The 22,319-nt window shown below is 67.7% G+C and carries 23 protein-coding genes; 5 read left to right on the forward strand and 18 right to left on the reverse strand.

Annotation, left to right across the window (positions count from 1 at the left end; translation table 11 throughout):
- The 7 genes from ASG37_RS04785 to ASG37_RS04815 all read right to left on the reverse strand — a co-directional run bounded on the left by ASG37_RS04785 (nt 1) and on the right by ASG37_RS04815 (nt 8,987).
- The gene (locus tag ASG37_RS04785) at nt 1–1,401 is read right to left on the reverse strand and encodes an AAA family ATPase (protein ID WP_055757335.1); all 1,401 of its coding nucleotides are present in this window, start codon (nt 1,399–1,401) and stop codon (nt 1–3) included.
- 38 nt (nt 1,402–1,439) lie between these two features.
- Nucleotides 1,440–3,047: a hypothetical protein gene (locus tag ASG37_RS04790; protein WP_055756537.1), complete on the reverse strand. Its 1,608-nt coding sequence runs from the start codon at nt 3,045–3,047 to the stop codon at nt 1,440–1,442.
- Entirely contained in the window at nt 3,044–3,946 is a 903-nt protein-coding gene (locus tag ASG37_RS04795; RefSeq protein WP_055756540.1) for an AAA family ATPase, read from the reverse strand. The genes ASG37_RS04790 and ASG37_RS04795 overlap by 4 nt, the downstream gene beginning before the upstream one ends.
- A 14-nt stretch (nt 3,947–3,960) precedes the next feature.
- The gene (locus ASG37_RS04800) at nt 3,961–5,484 is read right to left on the reverse strand and encodes an XrtA system polysaccharide chain length determinant (RefSeq protein WP_055756541.1); all 1,524 of its coding nucleotides are present in this window, start codon (nt 5,482–5,484) and stop codon (nt 3,961–3,963) included.
- Between the two features lies 1 nt (nt 5,485).
- Nucleotides 5,486–6,118 carry an XrtA/PEP-CTERM system exopolysaccharide export protein gene (locus ASG37_RS04805; protein WP_414887866.1) on the reverse strand — a complete coding sequence of 211 codons (633 nt, stop codon included), beginning with the start codon at nt 6,116–6,118 and terminating at the stop codon, nt 5,486–5,488.
- 143 nt (nt 6,119–6,261) lie between these two features.
- Complete coding sequence (locus ASG37_RS04810; RefSeq protein WP_055756546.1) at nt 6,262–7,482, reverse strand: pyridoxal-dependent decarboxylase, exosortase A system-associated; 1,221 nt, start codon at nt 7,480–7,482, stop codon at nt 6,262–6,264.
- Nucleotides 7,479–8,987, reverse strand: coding sequence for an AMP-binding protein (locus tag ASG37_RS04815; protein WP_055756548.1), 1,509 nt, complete (start codon nt 8,985–8,987; stop codon nt 7,479–7,481). The genes ASG37_RS04810 and ASG37_RS04815 overlap by 4 nt, the downstream gene beginning before the upstream one ends.
- Nucleotides 8,988–9,103: 116 nt before the next feature.
- Here ASG37_RS04815 and ASG37_RS04820 point away from each other — a divergent pair, with 116 nt between their 5' ends.
- The 3 genes from ASG37_RS04820 to ASG37_RS04830 are packed head-to-tail and all read left to right on the forward strand — an operon-like array spanning nt 9,104 to nt 10,805.
- Complete coding sequence (locus ASG37_RS04820) at nt 9,104–9,376, forward strand: acyl carrier protein (RefSeq protein ID WP_055756552.1); 273 nt, start codon at nt 9,104–9,106, stop codon at nt 9,374–9,376.
- The gene (locus ASG37_RS04825; protein ID WP_055756554.1) at nt 9,373–10,044 is read left to right on the forward strand and encodes a hypothetical protein; all 672 of its coding nucleotides are present in this window, start codon (nt 9,373–9,375) and stop codon (nt 10,042–10,044) included. Before ASG37_RS04820 ends, ASG37_RS04825 begins: the two co-directional genes overlap by 4 nt.
- Nucleotides 10,029–10,805 (forward strand): hydrolase 1, exosortase A system-associated, encoded by a 777-nt coding sequence (locus ASG37_RS04830; RefSeq protein WP_055756556.1) that lies wholly within the window; start codon nt 10,029–10,031, stop codon nt 10,803–10,805. Before ASG37_RS04825 ends, ASG37_RS04830 begins: the two co-directional genes overlap by 16 nt.
- Before the next feature lie 49 nt (nt 10,806–10,854).
- Here the strand turns inward: ASG37_RS04830 and trxB are convergent, their stop codons facing one another.
- Nucleotides 10,855–11,826 (reverse strand): thioredoxin-disulfide reductase, encoded by a 972-nt coding sequence (trxB, locus tag ASG37_RS04835; protein WP_235514843.1) that lies wholly within the window; start codon nt 11,824–11,826, stop codon nt 10,855–10,857.
- Nucleotides 11,827–11,929: 103 nt separating this feature from the next.
- Nucleotides 11,930–12,064 carry a hypothetical protein gene (locus ASG37_RS18125; protein ID WP_268795683.1) on the reverse strand — a complete coding sequence of 45 codons (135 nt, stop codon included), beginning with the start codon at nt 12,062–12,064 and terminating at the stop codon, nt 11,930–11,932.
- 372 nt (nt 12,065–12,436) lie between these two features.
- Here ASG37_RS18125 and ASG37_RS04840 point away from each other — a divergent pair, with 372 nt between their 5' ends.
- Nucleotides 12,437–13,210: a helix-turn-helix domain-containing protein gene (locus tag ASG37_RS04840; protein ID WP_055756560.1), complete on the forward strand. Its 774-nt coding sequence runs from the start codon at nt 12,437–12,439 to the stop codon at nt 13,208–13,210.
- A gap of 194 nt (nt 13,211–13,404) precedes the next feature.
- Here ASG37_RS04840 and ASG37_RS04845 read toward each other — a convergent pair whose 3' ends face one another.
- Nucleotides 13,405–14,658, reverse strand: coding sequence for a tyrosine-type recombinase/integrase (locus tag ASG37_RS04845; RefSeq protein ID WP_055756562.1), 1,254 nt, complete (start codon nt 14,656–14,658; stop codon nt 13,405–13,407).
- Nucleotides 14,659–14,717: 59 nt separating this feature from the next.
- Here ASG37_RS04845 and ASG37_RS17590 point away from each other — a divergent pair, with 59 nt between their 5' ends.
- Complete coding sequence (locus ASG37_RS17590) at nt 14,718–15,119, forward strand: hypothetical protein (RefSeq protein ID WP_156349167.1); 402 nt, start codon at nt 14,718–14,720, stop codon at nt 15,117–15,119.
- A gap of 543 nt (nt 15,120–15,662) precedes the next feature.
- On the opposite strand, the gene ASG37_RS04850 is transcribed toward ASG37_RS17590, so the two are convergent.
- Genes ASG37_RS04850 through ASG37_RS04885 form a run of 8 tightly spaced genes read right to left on the reverse strand, consistent with a single transcriptional unit; the run spans nt 15,663 to nt 22,294 of the window.
- Nucleotides 15,663–15,977 carry a hypothetical protein gene (locus ASG37_RS04850; RefSeq protein WP_055756564.1) on the reverse strand — a complete coding sequence of 105 codons (315 nt, stop codon included), beginning with the start codon at nt 15,975–15,977 and terminating at the stop codon, nt 15,663–15,665.
- On the reverse strand, nt 15,977–16,525 hold the full coding sequence (locus tag ASG37_RS17260; RefSeq protein ID WP_200909788.1) for a lysozyme: 549 nt from the start codon (nt 16,523–16,525) through the stop codon (nt 15,977–15,979). The genes ASG37_RS04850 and ASG37_RS17260 overlap by 1 nt, the downstream gene beginning before the upstream one ends.
- A gap of 10 nt (nt 16,526–16,535) precedes the next feature.
- Entirely contained in the window at nt 16,536–16,790 is a 255-nt protein-coding gene (locus ASG37_RS04860) for a hypothetical protein (protein ID WP_055756566.1), read from the reverse strand.
- A gap of 46 nt (nt 16,791–16,836) precedes the next feature.
- On the reverse strand, nt 16,837–17,037 hold the full coding sequence (locus tag ASG37_RS04865; protein WP_156349168.1) for a hypothetical protein: 201 nt from the start codon (nt 17,035–17,037) through the stop codon (nt 16,837–16,839).
- The gene (locus ASG37_RS04870; protein WP_055756570.1) at nt 17,034–17,318 is read right to left on the reverse strand and encodes a hypothetical protein; all 285 of its coding nucleotides are present in this window, start codon (nt 17,316–17,318) and stop codon (nt 17,034–17,036) included. Before ASG37_RS04870 ends, ASG37_RS04865 begins: the two co-directional genes overlap by 4 nt.
- Nucleotides 17,315–18,652 carry a hypothetical protein gene (locus ASG37_RS04875; RefSeq protein ID WP_055756572.1) on the reverse strand — a complete coding sequence of 446 codons (1,338 nt, stop codon included), beginning with the start codon at nt 18,650–18,652 and terminating at the stop codon, nt 17,315–17,317. The genes ASG37_RS04870 and ASG37_RS04875 overlap by 4 nt, the downstream gene beginning before the upstream one ends.
- Nucleotides 18,652–19,287 carry a hypothetical protein gene (locus tag ASG37_RS04880; protein WP_055756574.1) on the reverse strand — a complete coding sequence of 212 codons (636 nt, stop codon included), beginning with the start codon at nt 19,285–19,287 and terminating at the stop codon, nt 18,652–18,654. Before ASG37_RS04880 ends, ASG37_RS04875 begins: the two co-directional genes overlap by 1 nt.
- Before the next feature lie 22 nt (nt 19,288–19,309).
- Nucleotides 19,310–22,294 (reverse strand): right-handed parallel beta-helix repeat-containing protein, encoded by a 2,985-nt coding sequence (locus ASG37_RS04885; protein ID WP_057687651.1) that lies wholly within the window; start codon nt 22,292–22,294, stop codon nt 19,310–19,312.
- Nucleotides 22,295–22,319 lie beyond the last annotated feature (25 nt).

Below are 22,319 nucleotides of genomic sequence, written 5' to 3' on the forward strand. Positions count from 1 at the left end.
TCAGCTCGCCGCGCGCAGGCCGGACAGGTCGGGCCGGCGCTGATCGCTCTCGACCCAGTCGACCAGCAGCGTCAGTACCCGGCGCAGCGCCGCTTCCTGTTCCTCCAGCCGGGCTTCGAGCATGGCGATACGCTCCTGCAGCGGCGCAGCGTCCTCGCCCGGTGCATCGGCCATGGGGGCAGGCGGAGGCGCAACCGGCATGTCGATCGTTACCACCGGTTCGACCGGCGGCGCGCGATACTCGGCACGCGCCGCCGCCGGGGCGTCGCCGTCGTACCAACTGTCGCGGGCGTCGGGCAGCGCATCGAAATCCTCGTCGTCGCGATCGAGCAGCAGCGGCGTGTCCCATGCCTGCGCCGGCACGACCGACAGGTGGATCGGACGCGGCGGCATCGGCGGCGGCGGCGGGGTCATCGGCAGCGGTTCCGGTTCGACCGCTTCCGGTTCGATCGTGGCAGGCTCGATCACCGGTGCCGGCGAGGCGACCGGTTCGGGCGGCAGTTCGGCAACGGGTTCGGCGATCGGTGGCACGACGATCTCGGGTTCCGGTGCGACACGCGGCACGGCATCGCGCGTCACGCTGCCAAGGCCGTCGCCATCGAGATCGTCGATCACCTGTTCGACATGGCGGCCGACGAAGTCATCGACCCCCTCGATCGCGCCGAACAGCATCACCCGTCCGGCCAACTGGTTCAGCCGGCGCGGGATACCGCCCGACCAGCGGTGCAGCGCCGCGATCGCGTCTTCCGCGAAACTCGGCCGGCCGGTCCAGCCGACGATGCGCAGCCGGTGTTCGAGATACGGCCCGACCTCCTCGACGCCCATCGGGTCGAGGTGGTGCATCGCGATCACCCGCTGGCGCAACTGTTCCAGCCGGTCCGATCCGTGAAGCCGCTGGCGAAACTCGGGCTGGCCGAGCAGGAAAATCTGGAGCAGCGCATAGCCGCCCGCCTGAAAGTTCGACAGCATGCGCAGCTCTTCGATCGACGCGACCGGCAGCGACTGCGCCTCGTCGATCACCAGCAGCGTCCGCCGCCCCGACCGCGCGACAGTGTGCAGCCCGCGCTCGATCGCCGAGAGCAACTGCGCCTTGGTCAGCCCGCCATGGTCGACGTCGAGCCCCGCCGCGACCAGCCGCAGCAGGTCGTCCGCCTCGATCTGGGTCGTGACGATGCGGATCACGTTCAGCCGCTCGGCATCGATCGTCGCCATCAGATGGCCGACCAGCGTCGTCTTGCCGGTGCCCGGATTGCCGGTGATGACGATGAACCCTTCGCCCTGGCTCAGCCCATAGCCGAGATAGGCCATGGCTTTGCGATGCGTCGCGGTATCGAACCAGAACGCCGGGTCGGGCGTCAATTGGAACGGGCGTCCGCTCAGGCCATAATGATCGTCGTACATCATCGTCTCCGTGGGGCGCATCGCCCCGCTCACACGGTTCAGAACCGGATACCCATCGCCAGCAACGCCTGGGCGATCACATCGGCGTCGCCCCCTTCGACGTCGAAGCCGTAGACGCCGGCCGACAGGCTGCCATAGGCGCGCCCGAACGTCCGGTAATAGGACCCCTGCGCCCCGCCGCCCCACGCATCGGGCGCACCCTCGATCCCGCTGCTGAAATAATTGCCATAGAGATCGGCGGTCAGCCCCGACCGGCTGTCGAGCGCCCATTGCCCGAAGCCCTGAACGTAATAGCTCTGGTCGTTCGCACGATAGACGACCGCGCCGGGCACCGGCGGCAGGTAATAGCGGCGGTTGGCATAGCCCGCGCCGACACCCAGCCGGGTGCCGCCATGCGTAACCGAATAGACCGCATCAACCCCGCGCGCACGATAGGTCGCGCTGCTGATCGACTGGAACACCGGCGTCAGGCACCCGCCGGGGGCAGGCGCGCCATCGGGCGAACTGCCGCCGCCAAAGGTACAGCCGCCATAGCGCGACCCGAACGGATCGTTGCCGCCGAAAAAGCTGGTCGGCAGTTGCGCCAGCGATCCGGTCAACTGCCGGCCAAAGGTGGTGACGCTGTCATACACGCCGACCTGCACCCCCGCCCCCGGGCCGCTGGCCCATGAGAAGGAGCCGATATAGCTCATCGTGCCGTAGCGCCGCCCGATCCGCGCCTCCAGCGTGGTGCGCGGCGACGGCCGCCACAGCACACCCGCATCCCAGATGATGCCGTCGGTATCATAGGCGAGGCGGGGCGCAGACGCCGGATCGGTGACATAGCGCCCCGCCCCGTCGAGCACCGGGGCGCCGGTCGCGTCGAGCAGGGGATCGCGCTGCGTCGCCTCGATCTTTTCATAGCCGACACCGCCGATGACCGCGAGCGTCGGCGTGACCGGCAGCACCGCGTCGACCCGGCCATAGGTCCCCTCGAACTGCTGGTCGAGCTGGCCGGCGTCCTCGCGGGTCCATGCGCCCGACACGGTGAAGCCGATCGGCAGGAGGGTGCCGGCGCGCGTGCCGATGCTGCCGAACACCAGATGGCTGGTCGCCTCGTCATAATAATCCAGCCGGCGCTGGCCGGCGGGCAGATCGACGAAGCCGGGCACCTCGGCCTTGGTATAGCCGAACTGATAGGTCGCGTTGACCGCGAACGGCCCGGCGCGGGTGGCGAGCGTCGGTCCGGCATACAGGCCATAGACCTGCGAACTGTTCACGTCGCTGCGGTTGACGAACGGGCCGAAGCCCCCGCCACGGATGTCCGAGCGCGAGCGGGTGGCGATCGCCCCGCCCTCGAGGCTCAACCCGCGCAACAGATTCACGTTGGCGCGCGCGAGGCCGGAATGGACATCGCTGTCACCGACGCCGCGTTCCCATTCGAAGAAGCGCTGATACTGGTAATTGGCCTGCACCTGCACCCGCTGCGTCGTGACGGTCGCATCGACGCCCGCCGTCAACTGGGTAAAGGTGACGACGTCACCGTTGGTCAGATCGGCAGCGACAACCTGTCCGGCCTCCAGATAGGGCGAGACATCGACGCGCTGGGCATTGGCGGCGGTCGCCCCTATGCCCAATGTCATCGGAAGCGCGATCCAGCGCATCATGCCTGCTCCTGTCCGTAATAGCCAAAGCGCGCGCCATCGGCGCGGTAGGTGGTGGCGTTCAGCAACAACTGGATTTCCTCGCAACCGTCGAGCAGCGTGACCGCTTCGCGCAGGTCGCTCTCGCTGCTCTTGTCGGCGCGCACGACCAGCATCGTCTGCCCGACCAGCGTCGCCAGCACGGCGGCGGGCGACGCCGCCAGCGCCGGCGGCGAATCGAAGATGACGATGCGGTTCGGATCGGCGGCCAGCAACGATGCCACCACCTGCCGTGCCCGGTCGCTGCGCAGCAGTTCGGTGTCGGCATGGCTGCGGGTTCCCGCAGGCAGGATCGACAGTTGCGGCACGTCGGTCGCGATCACCAACGCCTCCGCATCCACCGCCGGATCGGCCAGCGCATCGAGCAACCCGCGTTCCCCCTGCAGCCCCAATCGCCCGAGAATGTCGGGCTTGGCAAAGTCCGCATCGACCAGCAGGATTTCGACATCACGTTCGGCCGAGAGCGAGAGCGCCAGATTGATGGCGCAAAAAGTCTTGCCGTCCCCCGGCTGCGCCGAACAGACGAGGATCATCCGCGCGGCATCGGCATCGCGCTTCGCGACACGATCGGCGGTTGCGAGCAACTGGCGCTTCACCAGCCGGAACTCCTCGGCAAGCGCCGTCACCGGTCCGCCGGGAACCAGCATGCCGCGATCGGCCAGCAAGGTACGATCGATCGGCACGATGTCGACAGGGCGACGGCGTGCCGAGGGCACCACTGGCTTGCGCGATGGCGCTGTGGGCGCCGGTGCGGGCACCGGTTCAGGAGCAATCGCATCCGCCGGTACAGCCGGCGCGAACGTCCAGCGGTCGGCGGCACGTTCCAGCAGCGACGGCCGCACCGGTCGAGGAGAATAGTTCATCGGGTCCTTCTCCGTCACGCAACCAGCCCGCGCTGGGCGAATTCAAGCCCCAGCAAGAACACGAACGCGACCCCGAGCGCGCCGGCCCCGCCCGCGAACAGTTTCAGCCGCCGCGCCCGCCCGGTCTTCACCGCATCGGTCACGACCTCGCCGATCGATCCGAGCACCGGCATGCCGCTGACCTTCTCCAGCTTGCCCGCCGTCGCAAAGCTGGTCCTGAGCCGGCTGAGCGCGAAGGCGGCCGCCACCCCCGCCCCCAGCCCGACGATCAGCACGCCCAGCAGCAACAGCGGCCGGTTGGGCGCGGTCGGCGCGCGCGGCTGCGTCGGCGGATCGATCACGCTGAACTTCACCGCATCGGTATCGGTCTGCACGCTGCTTTGCAGGCGGACCTGTTCGCGGTTCTGGAACAGTGTGTCATACTGCGTCTTGAGCGAGGCGATGTCGCGATCGAGCTGCGACTGCTGCGCCGCTGCCTGCGGATCGGCGGCGATGCGCGATTGCAGCGCGTTCAACTGTCCATCGATCAGGCTCTTGCGCTGGTTGAGTTCGGCGACGCGCGCCTGTCGTTCGGCCTGTGCGGCGCGCAGTTGCAGGTAGAGCGGGTTGGGCGATGCCGCCGTCCCGCCGCTGACGCTGGTGCCCTCGCTCCGCGCGGCGCCACGCGCGCTGGCGAGCTGGCGGTTGAGCGCGACCATGTCGGGGTGCGAGTCGGTCCAGCCACGGCTGCGCCCCTCGGCGATCTGCCCTTCGATCGCGCTCAGCCGCGCGCGCGCCGGCCCGGCGATGGCCGAACCCGCCGTGCCCGGCAGCGTCGCCGCCGTGCCCGCCATCTGGGCATTGGCGGCGTTCAGGCTCGATTGCGCGGCGGCAAGATCGCCCTCGATCTGCGCCAGTTGCTCGCGCGCCCCCGACATGCGGTCGTCGACCGATCCGGTGCCGGGCAGCAGCGCCATATATTGCTGCTCGAACGCCTGCCGCCGGCTTTCCGCATCGGCAAGCTGCTTCTGGCGCTGCGCGATCTGCTGGTCGAGGAAGCGGAGCGACTGGCTGGTCGCGTCGCGATCGCTGCTCAGATTATCCTCGACGAAGATGTCGATCATCTTCTGAACGATCTCGCGCGCCAGCTTCGGGCTGCCCGAGGTCGCCGAAATCTCGAACAGATTGTCCTGCTGCGCGGTCAGCTTGATCGCGTTCTGGAGCGAGGCGACGCGATCGGCGACGTCGGCGTCGCTCGACACGCTGTCGGCCATCGACGTGCCGCGTACGACCTTTTCGAGATTGACCGCCGAGGTCAGCGTCTGGCGAACGCGGTCGATGTCCTTGGCCTGTTCGTTCTGCGCGACCTGCGCCTCGGCACCGGGCAGCACCTGGCGCATCTGCACCAGCACGCGCGCGGTCGATTGATAGCTGTTTGGGATCTGGCTGACCGCCAGCCAGCCGCCTAGGCACACCACCCACGCGATGGCCAGCGCGATCCAGCGTCGCTGCCAGATCGCGTGCAGCGACAGCCGCAGTTCGTCGTACAGCCCTTCCATCTCAGAACATGCTCTCGGGGATGATGATGACGTCGCCCGGCTGCAACCGCACGTTCGCACTCGAATCGCCGTTCTTGAGCAGGCTTGAAATGCGCAGGCCGAATTCCGACTGCTGGCCCGATGCGCGATCGTAGCGCACGAGACGCGCGCGGTTGCCGGCGGCGAATTCGCTCAGGCCCCCGACCGAGATCATCGCGTCGAGCAGCGTCATGTTCGCACGATACGGGATCGAGGCGGGCTTTTCGGTCGCACCGACCACGCGCACCTGCTGGCTGAACGTGCCCGAGAAATTCTCGACGATGACCGAGACGAGCGGGTCCTTGATATATTCGCCCAGTGCCAGCTTCAGGTCGTCGGCCAGCATCGCCGGCGTCTTGCCGGTGGCGGGCATGTCGTTGATGAGCGGCGTGGTGATCCGGCCGTCGGGGCGGACCTGCACCTTGGCCGACAATTCGGGATTGCGCCACACGAAGATGTTGAGCTGGTCGAGCGGACCGATGACATAATCCTCGCCTGGCGCCTCGCGCGCCTGAACGAACGGTGCCGGGGGCAGTTCGGGACGGGCGCCGCCGGAGCAGCCACCCAGCAGCGCCGCGACGCAGACCCCAAACCCCAATTGCCGCTTACCGCGCATACCATACCTCATCCAAACAAGCGCGACCGCAGGAGCGACCTGACGCGGGACTGCCAACGACCATGAAGGTTAAGGGGTAAAGATAGGGTTGCCTTGCGTAGCGCCGCAACCGCCCTGCCCCGGATCGGGACGGTTGGGTACGTTCAGACCAGCAGTTCGCGCGCCGGGGGGTGGCCGAGAAACGCCTGCGGGCTGGCGGTCGCGCCATAGGCTCCCGCCTGAAAGATCGCGATGGTGTCGCCGACCGATACCGCAGGCAAGGCGATCCGGTCGGCAAGGCGGTCGAGCGGGGTGCAAAGGCAACCCACGACCGACGCGGTGATTGCCGGGTCGGCATTCATCCGGTCGGCCAGCGCGACCGGATAATTTCGGCGCACCACCGTGCCGAAATTGCCGCTGGCGGCCAGTTGGTGATGCAATCCGCCATCGATGATGACGAACCATTCATCGCCGCTGCGTTTCACGTCGACGACGCGCGTACAGTAGACCCCTGCCTCGCCCACCAGATACCGGCCGAGTTCGATCGCGAAGCCGGTTTGCGAAAGGACCGGGTCGCGAGCGGCGAGCGTATCGCCCAGCGCGGCACCGATCGCGGTGACGTCGATCGGCGTATCGCCTGGAAAATAGGGGATGCCGAACCCGCCGCCCAGATTGACGAACGCCGGGGCATGGCCGGCCTCGTCCGACAGGCGCGCGGCGAGCGTGACGGTCGCCGCCTGCGTCTCGATCAGCGCGGCGGTGTCGAGCGTCTGCGATCCGGCGAAGATGTGGAAGCCGTGCCAGTCCGCGCCGGCCGCGACGATATGGCGGACGAGTGCCGGCACGCGCGCGGCATCGACGCCGAAGGGCGAGGCGCGTCCGCCCATCCGCATGCCCGATCCGCGCAGTTCGAAATCGGGGTTCACCCGCACCGCGATGCGCGGGGTCAGCCCCAGGCGATCGGCGATGGCCAGCGTGCGCTCCACCTCGCCTTCCGATTCCGCGTGGAGCGTGGCCCCAGCCCGCAATGTCGAGGTCAGTTCGTCGTCGCGCTTGCCGGGTCCTGCGAAGCTGATCGCCCGCGCCGGCTTGACCGCAATCGCCTTGGCCAGTTCACCGCCCGAGGCGACATCGAGACCGTCGACCAGCGGCGCGATCAGCGCCAGCACATCGGCATGCGGATTGGCCTTGATCGCATAATGAATGCCGACCGACGGCGGCAGCGCGGCGCGCAAGGCCGCGACCCGACCGGCGATCACCGCACCGTCGTACAGGAACGCGGGCGTGTCGCCGGCCCGCGCCAGCAACTCGGCGAAGTCGACCCCGCCGACCTGCAACCGGCGTTGTCCGGCAAAGGCCGGCGGGATCGGTCCGACAGGCTTCATGCGTCGCGCTCCAGCGCCAGCGCGCGCAGGCCCGAGCGATCGAGCTTGCCATTGGCGTTGCGCGGCATGGTATCGACCCAGATATAGCGTGTCGGCTGCTGGAACATCGGCAGGTCGCGGCGCAGGCGGGCGCGGACGCGGTCCTCGGCATCGGCGACCAGCGCGCGGGCGACGACGGTGATCGCCTGCCCCTGCCGGGGATCGGGCACGCCGATCGCGACGGCTTCCGCCACCTCGCCGCCTGCCAGCACCGCTTCCTCGATCTCGGTCGGGCTGATGCGGTTGCCGGCGACCTTTATCATCTCGTCGGCGCGACCGACGAAGCGCAGCAGGCCGTCGCTCCCTTGGGCCACGCTATCCCCCGACCAGACCGCGGTGCCGCCGCTTTCCATCCAGTCGGGCGCGGGGCGGAAGCGCTGCGCGGTGCGTGGCGCATCCCGCCAATATCCCTGTGCGACCAGCGGCCCGGCATGAACCAGCTCGCCCGCCTCCCCCGTCGCGGCGCGGCTGCCGTCGCGGCGGACGACGGCGACCTCGGCGAACGGGATCGCGCGGCCGATCGCGTCGGGGTTGGCATCGATCAGCGCCGGATCGAGCCAAGTCGAACGAAATGCTTCGGTCAGGCCGTACATCGCGTAGAGATCGGCCACCGGGAACCGCCCGCGCAACGCCCGGATGAGCGGCACGGTCAGCGCCCCCCCCGAATTGGTCAGCCGTCGCAGCCGGCCGGCGACCGCGTCGTCCCACCCCGTCTCGATCAACTGCGTCCATAGCGGCGGCACGCCGGCCAGCGTGGTGATGTCGAAGCGCTCGACCGCCTTCACCACATCCCGCGCGGTCAGATAATCGAGCGGGACGACGCTGCCGCCCGCCGCCCATGTCGAGAGCAACTGGTTCTGGCCATAGTCGAAGCTGAGCGGCAGCACCGCCAGCACCCGGTCGTCCGGCGTCAGCCGCAGATAGTGCGCGACCGAGATCGCGCCGAGCCACAGATTCGCATGGCTGAGCATCACCCCCTTGGGCCGCCCGGTCGAGCCCGAGGTATAGAGGATCGCGGCCAGCGCATGACAATCGCGCGTCGGATCGGCACCGATCGCATCGCCCTCGGGCGGCTCGACGATGACCGCGCAACCATCGGGCACGTCGCCATCGGCCAGCGTCGCCGCGCGCCCCGGCTGGGTCAGCAGCAGCGCCGCGCCGCTGTCGCCAAGGATATGCGCGACCTGCGCCCGTTTGAGCGCAGGATTGATGGGTACGTGGACCAGTCCGGCCCGTGCCACCGCCAGCGGCAGGACGCAGGCCAGCCGCGTCTTGGGAAGCCACGTCGCGACCCGGTCGCCGGGACGCAGGCCCCGTGCCCGCAGCCCGCCGGCGATGCGGGCGACGCGGTCCTCCAGCGCGGCATAATCGAGCGTCCCGTCCCGGTCGCGGATCGCGGCCGCGTCCGGCTGCCCGCGCGACGGCAGCATGTCGATCGGCAGCGGGACGGGATCGGGCGACGGCATCGCCCGCCTTTACCCGTTCGGGACAGGCTGTACCAGCGCGTGGCTTGGCAGCGCACGGGCTTGCGCGTACATCCGCCGAAACGGTCCGGCGGATAGGCCGGCGACAGGGGGTATGCGTGGTTCCAGAGGGCAAGACCGAGATCGAGACCACCGTGCGGGCGGTATTGCGCGACGTGCTGGGCCTGTCGGACGATCGGGTCGCCGCGTTCCGCGACGATACGCCGTTGTTCGGCGCGCTGCCCGAACTGGATTCGATGGCGGTGGCGGGTGTGCTCACCGAACTGGAAGACCGGCTCGGCATCCTGATCGAAGACGACGACATCGACGGTGACACGATGGAAAGCTTCGGCTCGCTGGTCCATTTCGCCAGCGGCAAGGCGCTCGTTTGATCGACCGCTACGACTGGGCCGGGGGGCAGGAAGCGCTGTGGCGCTTCGGCCCGGCGGACGGCCCGGTCGTGGCGCTGGCGCTGCCCCCGTTCGAGGAAGCGAACCGGACGCGGACCTTCGCGGTCGGTCTGCTGCGCGCGCTGGCCGAGCGTGGCGTCGGATCGATGCTGCCCGATCTGCCCGGACAGGGCGATAGCCTGATCCCGACCGAGGCGGCGAGCCTGTCGGACTGGCGCGCCGCCTTCGCCGCCGCCTGCGCGACGTCCGGGCGACCGGTGATCGCCGCATCGATCCGGGGCGGCGCGCTGATCGATGGCGAGGCCGACGTCGCCGGGCGGTGGCAGTTGAGCCCACAGCCCGGCGCGCGGCTGGTCCGCGAATTGCACCGCGTAGCGAAGGCGGCGGGCGAGGCCGACAGCGGCGAGGCGGTGGCGATGCTGAGCGGCAACCGCATCGCCCGGCCCCTGCTCGACGCACTGGGCGCCGCCGTGCCGGCCGTGACGCATCCGGTACGGATAGTCAGGCTGGGCACCGATCCGGCGCCTGCCGACCTGCGGATCGACGCCGCGCCGTTGTGGCGGCGGGCCGAACCCGGCGACGACCGGGTGCTGGCCGAGGAACTTGCCGAAGACCTTGCCGCATGGAGCCGTGCATGCGCCGGCATCTGACGTTCCCCTGCATGGGCGAGACGCTGGCCGCGACGCTGGACGAGGCGGCGGGCGACACCGGGCTGCTGATCGTCTCGGGCGGCAACGAACTGCGCATTGGCGCGCATCGCGGCATGGCGCTCGCCGCCGCCGCGATCGCCGCGCAGGGCTTTCCGGTATTTCGCTTCGACCGGCGCGGGATCGGGGAGTCGGGCGGGATCAACCTCGGCTTCCGGTCGAGCGGACCCGATATTGCCGCTGCCGCCGCTGCCTTTCGTACGCAGGCGGGGGTCGGGCGGATCGTCGCCTTCGGCAATTGCGATGCGGCGACCGCGCTGGCGCTGTTCCATGAGGCCGCGGGGATCGATGCGTTGCTGCTCGCGAACCCGTGGATCATCGAGCCGCTCGACGAGCTGCCGCCCGCCGCCGCGATCCGGGCACGCTATGGCGAGCGGCTGCGTTCGCCCGCCGAATGGTTACGGCTGGTCCGCGGCGGGGTCGACCTGCGCGGAGTCATCGGCGGGGTTCGCAAGATCATCGCCGCGAAGCACGAGCGGTCGCCGCTGATGGCCGCGTTCGTCGCCGGGCTGGAGCAGGGAACGCCGACGCGCATCCTGCTGGCCGAGGGCGACAATACCGCCATCGCCTTTGCCAGCGAATGGCGCGGCGAACGCCTGTCGCGGCAAGTACCGGTCGTATCGCGGCCGACCGCCAGCCACAGCTTCGGACGCGACGGTGACGCAGCATGGTTGCGCGAGCAGATGCTGGCGGCGCTACGCTGAGCCCGTCGCCCTTGCGTCTGTAACGACGCAAGGGCAAAATGGGCGGCGGTTACTCGGCGGCTTCGGCCAGATCGGCGAATTCGGCGGCCTGCAGGAAGCGTTCGGCGTCGAGCGCGGCCATGCAGCCGGTCCCGGCCGCCGTCACCGCCTGACGATAGACCTTGTCCATCACGTCGCCGCAGGCGAAGACGCCGGGCACGCTGGTGCGGGTCGATCCAGTTTCGACCGCGATATAGCCATCGTCGTCCAGTGCGATATGACCCCGGAACAGTTCGGTCGCCGGATGGTGACCGATCGCGACGAAGCCGCCGTCGACCTCCAGCGTCGATAACTCACCGGTCACAGTGTCCTTCAGTTCGATCGCGACGAGACCGTGCGGGGTGCCGCCGCCGACGAACCGCTCGACCTGCTTGTTCCACAACACGCTGATCTTGTCGCTGGCGAACAGACGCTGTTGCAGGATGCGTTCGGCGCGGAAACTGTCACGGCGATGGATGATCGTCACGTCGTCGCTGTGGTTGGTGAGATAGAGCGCTTCCTCGACCGCCGTATTGCCGCCGCCGATCACCGCCACCTTCTTGCCGCGATAGAAGAAGCCGTCGCAGGTCGCGCAGGCCGACACGCCCTTGCCTTTCAACAACTCCTCGCTGTCGAGGCCCAGCCAGCGCGCCTGTGCGCCGGTGGCGATCACCAAGACCTCGCCCTCATATACATCGCCGCTGTCGCCGGTCAGGCGAAACGGACGGTTGGTCACGTCGACATCGACGATCGTGTCCCACATCATGCGCGTGCCGACATGCTCAGCCTGTGCCTGCATTTCGCCCATCAGCCACGGCCCCTGCACCACCTCGCGAAAGCCGGGGTAGTTCTCGACGTCGGTGGTCGTCATCAACTGGCCGCCAGGCTGGATGCCCTGCACCACGATCGGCTCCATCCCCGCGCGCGCGCCATAGATGGCGGCGGAAAGCCCTGCCGGTCCCGATCCGAGGACGAGCATACGGGTGGTGTGGGTAGCGGCCATGACGTTCTGTTCCGTTCGATTGATCGCGCCGTCTAGGACGAACGCGCTGTCGAACGCAACATGGGGGATCGAGCCGTCGCAGCAAGGCGTCGTGCCCGACGCATCAGAAGATCAGCGCGAGGATTCCCACCCAGATCGGCACCGCGACCGCCATGCAAAGCAGCAGGCCTGTGGGATTGGGAACCCGATCGATACCCGACAGGCGATGACGGGCGGAGGCGCCAGCGACTTTGGCCATGACAGTCCATCCTCTCGTTATATTATTCTGTTTTCAAGCCAACGAACGACAGAGGATTATGTTCTACCAAAAAATCGGTGAACGTCACATTAATCAGCGGAGGATGTGGATGGCGCTTGGCGCATGACGACGTCGGCTATCGGACTGTCGCGGGTGGTAGCGAAGGATCGCTCCCCGCATAACCGAGCGGGTCGTACCGTCAAGGTTTGACCCGCCGGGCCGGTATCCACGGCCCCCAATATCCCCAGCCGGCACGAGGCCCGCCGTCGGCAGCGACTAGCTGCTGACCCACCCACCACGACCAGCGCACGTCGGACCCTCATTCCGGCGGCGCTTTCGTGCGCCCATCGACCTTCCGTCTCGGAGGCCGAAATGCCTGCTACGTCATTCCAGTCCCTCGCATCGATCGCCGGGGGACTGGCGCGCTCTTCCCACTCCGGCTCGCCCCACATTACCGGTCGGCCAATCCACCGCTCCAGCAAGGAGGAGGGGTCATTCGAGCATCTGTATTTCCGTGCGCCAGGCAAAGGTGAGACGGACCGGATACTGCATGCCGCGCGACGCGCACTGGACGCCGGCCGCCGGCTAAAAACCAGCGTACGGACGAAGGGAGCCACGCTGTCGGCTTCGGAGCGCCTCATCGCGCGCCTGACGGCTGGCGCCGTCCGCGTCCTCGAGGAGATACTGACCTTCGCGCGGCTGAACGCCGGCAAGGTGTTCCCATCCTACGATCGCCTCGCGGCCGGGACCGGGCTGGGGCGGCGCACGATTGCGCGGGCGGTCGTCCTGTTGGAAGAGGTCGGCCTGCTGGACCACCAGCGCCGATTCAAGCGCGTAGCCGATGATGGCGACCGCAAGGCATATCGACAGACATCGAATGCATACCGGACCTTTCTGCCCGACATCATTCGCCGGTATCTCCCGAAGTCGCTCCGGCCGATCCCGATCCCCGCCGACGCAGCCCACCGGAGGCGCGAGGATGCGACCGAGACGACACGCATGCTGAAGGACGCGACCTGCGAGCAGTACGTCGCCTTCACCGCCGGCACCGACAGCCCGCTGGCGCGCCAGCTCCGCAGCCTTGCTCGGCTTGTAGATGAGCGCGAGTGCCAGATAGGCACTGCACCGCTACCGAATATTCTCTGATATCATGGAATTATAAGGCGTCGCTCCCGCGACACGTAGCCATAGGCCACCGCACCCAGCCCATCCGTCCCGCCATGTGCTAGTCCCCGATGCCGCACCCGCCCGGCCATTGCACCGTCGCGCGCTGAAGCCCCGTCAGCTCAGCTTGGCTCGGCGGCGGGGACGAGCACAATCCGTGCCGAAAAGCCGCCTCGTCACCGCCGGGGCACCGCCATCGCATCGGGCATGAGAAGGTCGGCCCACACCTGCATCAGCCGGCGTCGGGGTCCATACTGGATCGATCGGTTGTAGGCCCGCTCCACTTTGATATTCACCTCGACCTCTTTGCGCGGGGCGTGGCCCAGGGCGCGATCGATCGTCACCCGCTCTGCCGGGAACCGCTCGTTCAGGATCGTCGAGAAGGTCGCGCGCCATCCGTGGGGCACATGCCGACCGGCGAAGCCGGCGCGACGGTACAGCGCGCCGATCGCGCTCTCGGCGATCGGCGCGCCACAGTCGCCCCGCCCGAACACCAGCACGACGTTGCTGCCCGGCAGCGCGCGGACCGCGCGCAGGATCTCCACCGCCTGGCGCGACAGCGGCACCACATGGTCATTGCGCGGATCGGCCTTCTTCGCCTTGGCCAGCTTCATGCGCGCGGCCGGCACGCGCCACACCGGCGCGACCGGGCCGATCGCTTCGCCGGTCCAGTCGACGCCCTCGACCTCGTCCCAGCGCATGCCGCGCAGCGTGCCTTGGCGCACGCCGGTCAACGCCAGAAAGCGCGACGCCAGTTCGACGATCGCCGGGCCGCCAGCGGCGGCCGATGCCGCCAGCAGGTCGCGCGCATCGTCGAGCGTCACGAGGGCGAGCTGTTCGCCGCCGATCGGCGCGGCCGCGAGCGCGATGCGCACCTGCATCGCCGGATCGGTCGAGCCCCAGTCATTGGCGATGCCGAAGGCGAACACCTTGGAGATCCGCTGCCGGATACGCCGGGCGGTCTCGATCGCTTCGCGCGCCTCGATCGCGCGCAGCAAGTCACGGATGTCGGCCACGCCGATGTCGTCGAGATCGAGTGCGCCGATCGCGGGAAAGACGTCGCGCTCAAGGCTGCGGATCACGTCGACCGCGTGAACCTCGGTCCACCGGTCGCGGTAGTGGGCGTGCCACTGGCGGGCGACGCCGGCGAAGCTACGATCGATCGCGGAACGCACTGCGCGCTCCTCGCGCGGATCGCGCCCGGCGCGCAGCGCCTCCCGGGCGTGGTCGGCCGCAGCGCGCGCAGCGATCAGATCCATGTCGGGATACTGACCGAGCGTCAGCAGCAACTCCCGGCCATTGAGGCGAAAGCGCCAGCGCCAGGACCGAAGGCTGGACGGCGCAATATAAAGGTGCAGGCCGAGACCATCCGATAGTTTATAAGCGCGCGGCTTTACCCGCGCGGCTCGTACCGCGACGTTTGTAAGCATAAAATGTTCATAATCCCGAACTAAGTGCCTGCCACGCTTCGGAAAAGGGGGTGGCGACAATGGAAGAGGGAGAGGCCGAGGAAGCTATGACGGCCGCAAATGGATTTCTTCGAACAGGGCACGCCGTGTTCCTCGGTTCCGAAGGGCCGGACCTGCTCACGAGGATCGAAGAGGCGATCGTTGTTGGGAAATCGGGAACAGTGTTCGCCGTCGAGTTTGGTACTGGGCGTACCCTTATTTTCCAAAGCTCGCGGTTGGAAATGCACAGCGCACGGGCGACCGGTTCAATTTTGGAAAAAGTTAAGTGGCGGCGCGCGTTGTCTGTCAAAAGGCAGAATGCACTGTGCAATTATTCTGAAGCAGCCTTCATCAAGGCAGATGTTTCGAAGGAGCCCATTGCGTGTACGGTATCCGCCCTTGCGGCAGGCATACTCGAACGGCAGAGCAACGACGCAGTTTGAAGCAACCGCTCCCTTCACAGTGATGGTTGCTTCGGCTGCCCGCCAGCAGTGTACATTCCCTTGTCGCCTGCTGGCGGCTTCCATTTTGCGATGACATTTTTGGATCGTCGCGGCGGACAATCCGTCCGCCTGCGCATCATGGAAACACGTGGAAAACCGCCGGTTTTCGATCCTGCGCAAACCGGCAGTACCCACACGATACCCGCAGTCCTGTGCGATGGTTGGAAAATACCGCCCAAGGGTACGGATCAGGGAAGCCCGAGCGCCCCAAGCACGTGCGGTGGCCTGGACCTGCCTGCGCCTGGGACTTTCGGACCTGGGGCTTTGGGCGTAGGGCGGCACGGAATTCCAGGTCCGTGCGGCGGCAGATAGAAGTCGACGTATTCCCTTCCGACGACCCCTGGGTACCCTATAATCACTCCTACAGGCAGGCGACCGACCCCCCGAAAATACGTAGGTTTCGCAACCGTTCCAAATATCGCCATAGTGGAATGAATTCGATCCATGTCGGATGCTAAATGCTACACGTCGGACTGCGGCCGTCTATCGCGCCGATGCCTTTTCGATCACCGCGACGGTCCGGTCCGCCTGGCGAAGCGCGGCCGCCCGGGTGGCGACGTCGACGGCGACGCGCGCGATGCGCAGCAGCTCCTCGGCCGCGACGATCGCGCGCTCGATCCGCGCCGCCCGGTCCGGCGCGATCGCCGGCAGGATCCTGGTGCGGATCGTCTCGAGCCGATCGAGCTGCTGCTGCACGACATCGATCGCGGCACCAGCGGTGTCAAGGCGGACGCCGCCGGCACAGCCGCTGGTCGCCAGCAGCATCGCGATTGCGACGGGGGCGAAGGGCCGCACCATCACAGTCCCCGCAGGCAGATCGCCCGCTCCCGTTCCCGCCGCAACGTCAGGCCGCGCACGACGCGGCCGCCGGCGCGGTTCCACATCAGGATAGCATTGCACCCCTGCCGCCAGCGCCCGGCGCGGAAATGCCGGGCCATCGACGATTTGCAAACAGCCGACGTGCCGACATTGTAAGCAAGGCTGATTGCTGCCCATCGCTGGTAATCAATCCCCGGTGCCGCAAGCTGCGGAATGCACGCCATCACCGGCTGGGCGTGGGCGAGGATCTGACGCTCGAGCCGCGCCTGGCACCCGGCCCGCGTCTCGACCTGCCCCGCCTTCACATTGGCGGTATCGCCGTCGCAGATCGTCAGGATGCCGACGATGTCGCGGTACGCGGTGCGATGCTCGGGACCGCTGACGTGCGTCGTGACGACGTCGCCGGCGGCCGTCACCTCGGCGCGCTGGACGCGGCCGCTTTCCTCGAGCGGGACCGAGACGAACAGGCCGGTCGCGGCGATCGCCCCGACCAGCGCGACCAGCAGGCCTTTGCGGGGCTTCTGCACACCTTGCGCTTTACTGGTCATCGGGCACCTCGGCGGGCTGCTGCTGGACGAGGCGCGCGCCGATCGTCAGCGTGAAGAGGATCAGCGGCACGACCGCCGCGAGGCGCTCGGGCAGCAGGGCGACGACGTCGGCCGGCAGCGCCTGCCAAACCGTCAACAGCGTGTCGGGCGACGCCAGGGCGAAGGCGCAGAGCAGCGAGCCGAGCGCCGACAGGCGCACGGACCACCAGCGCCACGCCTGACGCCAGTCAGGGGTGAGCTTCATTGGGTGATGTCTCCGATGGAGGTGGCGGCGTCCGGCCGCCGGCGGTTTATGCCCGGGTGACGATCGCGCGCGGTGGCGCGCCGATCAGCGCCGGGTCGATATGGTGGAGCGGCGTCGAGGCGAGCAGCGCCGCGGCGGCGGCGATGTCCGGCCGGCGGGGGCGCAGCGTGGAGAGCAGGCGGCCGAGCGGCGGCACGGCGGAGATAGCCGATCCGGCGAGGATCAGGGCGGCGGGATCGGGCATCATCGCGCGGCTCCACGCATCTGAAGCGTCTCGATCCGCGCCAACCGCTCGGCATTCTGTGCCGCCAGTGCCCGGTACGCTTCGCGATCGGCTTCGCGCCGCTCGCGCTCAGCCCGGCCGTCGACCTCGAGCTGGACGACGCGGCGCGCGGTGTCCTCGATCAGCGCCTCGCTCTTGCCGTCCGACCGGATGACGCCGGCGACGACCGCCGCCGGGCCGACCATCGTGCAGGCGAGCATCAGCGCCTCCTTCCACCCGAACGGCGGCCGGGCGGCGGCGCTCATGCCAGCGCCGCCAGCATGCCGGCGACCTGCGCATCGCTGAAGGTGCCCCGTCGATAGCCGAAGAATTCGTGGTAGCCGTCGATGGCCGGTGACAGGTAGAAATAGTCGATAGGCGACGGATAGGCGCTTGGCGTCCATTGCGGCGAGTAGGAGATCGCGCCGTCCGGCCCCCGCACAACGAGACGGTAGCTTCCGCCCGTCTTCACAAGCGCGGTGACGATCCGCCCAGCAGGCAGGATAGTGGCCGTCCCCGATCCCGTCCGCGTGCCATCAGCAATGGTGGACAGGGCATTGATCCGACCAGGCGCACCATCGGCAGGACCACTTCGGTAAACGGCAAAGCGCTCCACCGCACCATGCGCGAGGTTCCAGAGGCGATCGTTCCCATTCTGCTGCGCCGTCGTCCGCTGCATGACGGCGGAGTGCAAAATCACCCAGTTATCGTCAGCAGGGATCGGTTGCCCCAGACGCATGTTATCGGTGTTGATGCCGACGGACGCGCCACCGGTCGGAATGTACGGCCCACGGATCGCGGCTTTCACAAGGCTCGGCGCGAACAGGCGGATGGTATAATCCACGGTCGCCCCAGACGGGATGAACATTGAAAGAAACATCCACATGCTACCGGTATTTGCAGGTAGCGCCGGGGTCGTGGTGATGGCCCAGTCACCTGCGACTTTCCATTCGCCCAGCGTCATCAGGTCATTACTGTATGTGCCGTAAATGGTACTTCCATCCCGGCTTCGCGCACTGGCGGTCAGGCCGATGTTGCAGCCCGGCATGACGCCACCGGGAAGGAGCCGCGCGCCTATCGACGCCGTCCACCGCTCATCTACGGCCGCGTCAGGCATCGAGGCGTTATTCGTGCCACTTAGCACTGGATAAGTGCTGGTGTTCGCCGTCGCGGTCCCAAATACGCGCAAGTCTATGTATGGCAGTACGGTCCCGTTGCCAAAATCTATGCTGCCCAATGCCTCGACACGGCGGGTAATTCCATTCTGTGCGGCGGTGGCAATCCCAATCTGCGGGACTTGGCTATTGGGCGCCGCCCCCGACCAACTGCTGTTCGGCATGAAATTTCGGTACGAAGTTCGGGCAAGGAACCCAAGACCGGGGACAATGAGGGGCGCGCTTGGAGCGACCCGCACCAATACGCCGCCCACTTCCTCGAATTTCAGGTCGGGCCGCGTAAATGCCTGCCCCGGCAGCGCAGCCGGATCGCGCGTGACGATCGCGCCCGATCGATACCACCCGGCGCGGAAGTCCATGCCCAGCTCGAAGCCGGCGAGCGGAAGCGCGCTGCCGAAAAGCGCGCTGCGAAGTCCAGCGTGCATCAGCTCCGCGCCCCCTCGATCATCAGCGCGAAGGTCTCGCCAGCGATCGGCGTGTACGCCCCCCGCGCCTCGATCAGCGCCCACAGGCTGCGCTCCTTGCCGACGACCGCGCCCGTCTCGCAGGTGATCCCGCCGCCGCCATTGACCAGCCCCACGCCGATCGCGCCGATCGCCGCCGCGCGGTCCATGATGATGTCGGCCGACCCGACATAGCCGGTGATGTCGGCAAGCGAGAGCAGGCCGGTGCCGTTGTCGAAGACGCCATTATCCCCGGCGGTGACGGTGGGCGGCCGGCGGAACAGGTGGACGCGGAACGCCGCGCCCACCAGCGCCGGGCTGGTCTTGCGCAGCCGGACGCGCTCGATGCGGATCGCCTCGACGCCGGCGCGCGTCACCTCGGTCAGCTCGATCGGCACGACCGCGCTGGCGGCCACCGCATTCGCGACCAGGTCGCCGGCGGCATAGGCGGTGGTGTCGGCCGGCCGCGTCAGTGAGGCGGACACGACGGTCAGCCCGCCGGGCATGTACGCCGGCAGCGGCGTCGCCGGCGACACCGCGGTCGCTTCCCCACCGATCGGGCCAAACGTGATCGCCGACGCCGGCACGAAGCCAGCGGGTGCCAGAATGTTGGGCATGTCAGATCCTTTCGGGAATGCGTTACCAGGTAGCGATCGGCGTGCGTCGCCACTGGTTCGCGCCGGTGCAGAGGTAATGATAGGAGGCGTCCCAGGCGCTCTGGCCCTCGATGCCGGGCGACGTCGCTGTCTCCGGCACGGCGACGCGCTGGATTAGCAGGCTGCCATCCGTTTCGGTCGTCGGATCGGCTCCGGGCTTGGTGTAGACGCGCCCGCCGACCGACCAGCAGCGCAGCGTGCCGTTCAGCAACATCGGCCGCCGCCAATCGGTCCCCAGCGCGAGATTGCCGCCGGCGGTGACGTGCCAGATATTGCTCTGGAAAGCCCCCTTGCCCGTCGTCGTCCCGTCAAATTTCTGCGCGACGAAGGTGCCGTCCTCACTCGCATGGAATTGGAGAGCGAGGTAATCGTTGGTGAGGAAAGAGACGGTCGCCTTGCCACCGGCCGGGGCGGTCGCTTCCAGATACGGCGCGCGGACGAGGCCGACCCGGCTGACGATGCTGCCCGACGTCTCGACATTGCGCGCGGCAAGGCCGCGATTGACGCGGAAGGTATCGTCGCCGTCCTTGGTATTGCCCCACGCGCGCACCGGCCCGCCGCCCTCGCCGCCGGTATCCTTGACGGTATCGCCGAGGATGCCGGTGCTGGTGCACAGGCGGGCGTAGATGCCCTTGGCGGGATCGAGGCCGGCGTTGACCACCAGTCCATGCCGCATCGCCCGCGCCGCGCCGGTACGATTTTCGATATACTCCTCGTGGAAGAAGGAGAGCGGACGCGAATAGGTGCCGTACACGACGCAGCCGGGCGACAAGCTCGGGTTGGCCGCGAATTCCGTGTCGGATACCGGCATGCCGACATTGATGATGCGATTATGCGATACGGTCCCGGAACAGGTGGCAATCCGAATGCCGCCCCAGCGGCATTTCTTCACGAGATTGCCGCTGACCTGAATGTCGTCGGTCCGCATGACATTGATGCCGAAGCCTTCGATGTCCCAGTTGATCGTATTGTCGGCAACGCGGGCGTTATGGAGGCCCGTCGTATCGCTGTACGATCCGATCTCGATCACCGCGCCGCCGCTCAGGAAGACCCCGGTCATATCCTCATACGCGCCGTAGAAGCTGTTGCGCGATACGTCGACGTCGGCGAAATTGTAGATCTGGACGAAGCCCTGATACACGACGTTGTCGGTGAAACGGATACCACGAAGGTGGTCGTTATACTTCCCGTTGGTGTACTGATTGTAGGCGAGGATCGCGCAAAGTGCGCGGCGCGTGCGCCTGCGATATTGCTGGCCCGCTGGATCGGTGCTGCTGGTCAGTGCGAGGACGCTCTCGATCGGTAGCTTGCCGTCGCGGAAGTCGATGAGATTGTGATGGATGTTCCAGTCCATCATCACGCCCTCTTCATAGGCGACCTCGGGCGTGATCGCGCCCACCCAATAGCCATCGCCATGGATGTAATTGTACGCGATCTCCATCGCCTGTGTGTTGCAGCCGCAGACCGCGATGCCGAAGATGTCCACGAATTCGTTGAACATGATCTTCGTGTCGACGCTGACCTGCGGGATCGTCTTCAGGTCGGTATAGGCCGGGAATGGCTCGGTCTGGACGTGGACGCCATTGCCCCAGAAGCCCCGGATTTTGCAGCCGGTAACGCGCAGACCGCGCCCACGGTAGATCGCGATACCATGTCCGTGCTGCCAGATGCGACCGTCGTCGGTCGTGCCCTTGGGATAGAAGGGCTGGAGTTGGTTCTCGATGTTCCCGTTCAGGAACAGGCCGGTGAAGCTGACATCGACGATGTCGGGCGATCCGGCGTCGTAGAAGTCGTGATAGAACAGCGAGCCGGAATAGGCCCTGCCACCCGACACGCGCACCTCGGCACCATCGGACGCCCAACTCACCCCCGGCAGCAGCGAGATAATGCCGCGATTGAACGGCGGGTCATTCGGTCCGCCGCCGACCGTCCCGACGACACGATACGGATCGCCCATCAGGTAGAAGGCGCTGGTCTTGGGCACGAAGACCGTGCCCCCGCCCGCCAGTGCGCACATGCGATTGGCGAGCTTGAACGCCGGGCTATCGTTGGTGACGCCGTCGCCGACCGCGCCATAGTCGGTCACGTCGAACGTCCGCCCCTTGTCGGCGCGCTGGCCGACCATCGCGAGGCCGAGGCCGCCGGCGAGATATGTCTGCTCGACAGCCTGCCCGTTCACCTTTTTGTAGAGGCGGGCATAAATGGCGGCATTCTCACCGCGCACCGCAAAGAAGCCGTCGGGCGGCGCCGCTGCGAGGCCGGCGGCGATCGTCGGATACAGCACGCCCCCGACGAAGCCGGCGGCGATCGCCGCCGCGACCGACGACGCCCCCGCCTGCCGCTCCGCCTCGCGCGACCACGCACGCGCCGATCGGCCGCTCGCGAGGTTCTCACCCTCGGCCCAGCCTTGCGCTTCAGCAGCAGCAGCCCGCCCTGCCTCGATCAGCGCGCCCGTCTCGCCGGCGCCATCGATCACCAGTTCGACACGCTGGTCGGCCGCGATCGTCAGCGTCGCGCCGGCGATCGGCAGCTCGTCATTCGCCGCCCGGCCCCAGCTCGCCGGCCGCGACGCTGGCGCGGCATCCGATCCGAAGGCGTGCGCCGGCAGGATGACCGGCCCGATCAGGCGGGTGCGCCCCCCAATCAGCAGGGCATATTCGAGCCGGCACGCATCGCCCGCCTCACCCATGTAGGGCAGCGCCTGGCGCGATGATTTGTTGATGCGAATCCGCACGTCGCTGACCGGCAGGCCGTTCTCCATCACGACGCCGGCGACGCGCAGGCCCTCGGCATTGCCATTCGTCACCTTGGCGAGATCGATCAGCGCGGGACCCGAGGCGTCGCCGTGCATGCGGATTTGCATGGCCAGCGCGACGGTCGTGAGATCGAGCCCGCGCACGCGCAGCGGCAGCTCGTACACGTCGTCATTGCGCCACACCGTAATGGGCAGCGAGGCGGTAGTGGCCATGGCGATTTCCTTGGATTGGCGAGGG

The organism is Sphingomonas sp. Leaf407, assembly GCF_001425385.1.
Classification (GTDB): Bacteria; Pseudomonadota; Alphaproteobacteria; order Sphingomonadales; family Sphingomonadaceae; genus Sphingomonas.